Source organism: Fulvivirga lutimaris (assembly GCF_009711525.1).
Classification (GTDB): domain Bacteria; phylum Bacteroidota; class Bacteroidia; order Cytophagales; family Cyclobacteriaceae; genus Fulvivirga; species Fulvivirga lutimaris.
Genome location: NZ_SMLV01000098.1, coordinates 1 through 1591, shown reverse-complemented (window position 1 = coordinate 1591; position 1591 = coordinate 1). Strand labels below are relative to the sequence as shown.

1 protein-coding gene is annotated in these 1591 nt (G+C 33.4%); it reads right to left on the bottom strand.

The features are described 5' to 3' along the window. On the bottom strand, nucleotides 1–1289 hold a 1289-nt coding region (locus E1140_RS00410; protein WP_155177981.1), incomplete at its 3' end, for an MBOAT family O-acyltransferase. Between the last annotated feature and the right edge of the window lie 302 nt (nucleotides 1290–1591).

Genomic DNA, 1591 nt, shown 5'->3' with positions numbered 1-1591 from the left:
AAAAGTGTAATAAGTATTAATGTTGTGAGTGCATGTAATTTGCCATGAAAATTAGGAAATTCGAATAGTGATTTAGAAAATATAGTTGATAAATAACTTAATGCATGGTCTATATTTTCTGCTCTAAAAAACACCCAGGTTAAGGCAGTTAAACTAAAGGTGGTCCCAATTTGTAACAACTCTTTAAATGATGGTAAGAGCTTCCCTTGTGCAACAGTGCCGGTGTTTATTCTATTCCTTTTGAGTAATAATAAGGGAAGAAAATACAAGGCATTAAGCATGCCCCAAACTATAAATGTCCAATTGGCGCCATGCCAAAACCCACTAACTACAAATATTGTAAAGGTGTTTCTTACTTTCTTCCAATTACCCCCACGACTACCACCCAGAGGGATATATAAGTAATCACGAAACCAAGTTGATAAAGAAATATGCCATCTTCTCCAAAACTCGGCAATGTCTCTTGAGAAATAAGGGAATGCAAAGTTCTGTTTTAAGTTAAACCCAAATAACCTTGATGTACCAATGGCAATGTCAGAATAACCAGAAAAATCTCCATATATCTGGAAAGTGAAGAATAAAACCCCTAGAACTAGGGTGCTTCCATCATATTCTGTTGAATTATTGAAAATTTGATTTGCTAAATGTGCAGAATTGTCTGCGATTACAATTTTCTTGAATAATCCCCACAAAATTTGTCTTAGCCCATCAATTGCTTTGTCATATTCAAAAGATCTTTTTTTATAGAACTGTGGCAATAGGTTGGTTGCTCTTTCGATTGGCCCGGCTACTAGTTGAGGGAAAAAGCTTACAAATGCAGTAAATGCAATGAAGTCTTTTGTTGGTTCTAGCTCTCTTTTGTATACATCAATTGTATAGCTGAGGGTTTGAAATGTATAAAAACTAATACCTACGGGTAAAATTATTTTTAAACCTTGTGCATTTATTGTGGTTCCAAATAACGAGAAAGCCGAAATGAAATTATCAAGAAAGAAATTGTAATATTTGAAAAAAGCTAAAAATCCAAAGTTGACCAATATACTTGTCCAAAGTAAGGCTTTCCTTTTAGCTAAATTTTCTTGTGTTCTGAGGAGACGTCCAATTGAATAGTCGACAACTGTACTAAAGAGTATCAATGATAGAAATCTCCAATCCCACCATCCATAGAATATATAACTGGCTGCAACTATTAAAAAATTTTGCCACTTCAAATTTCTATTTACCACAAACCAATAGAGTAAAAAAACAATCGGTAAGAAAATGGCAAAGTCAATTGAGTTAAAGAGCATTCCTTTGTTCTATTCTTAAATTCTAATAATTAGCATAGTTGTGTATCTCTGTAAGACAAACAAGTATCCTCCAGCCTTACCAAAGGTACGGCTGGAGGATACTTGTCTCAAATATAATATAATCTAGTTAACATGTGTCTTCAGTTATCTTAAGTGGATTTAGGTCTTTCTCGTCTCGGCTCAAGACTAGTTGATCAGTAAAGGATATATTAGATTTGATTAGTAGAATAGTAAAGTTTTTGTCATTCAAATAACCAGAACATTCTTACACCAAATTATGAAGGATAAAACTAATAGACATT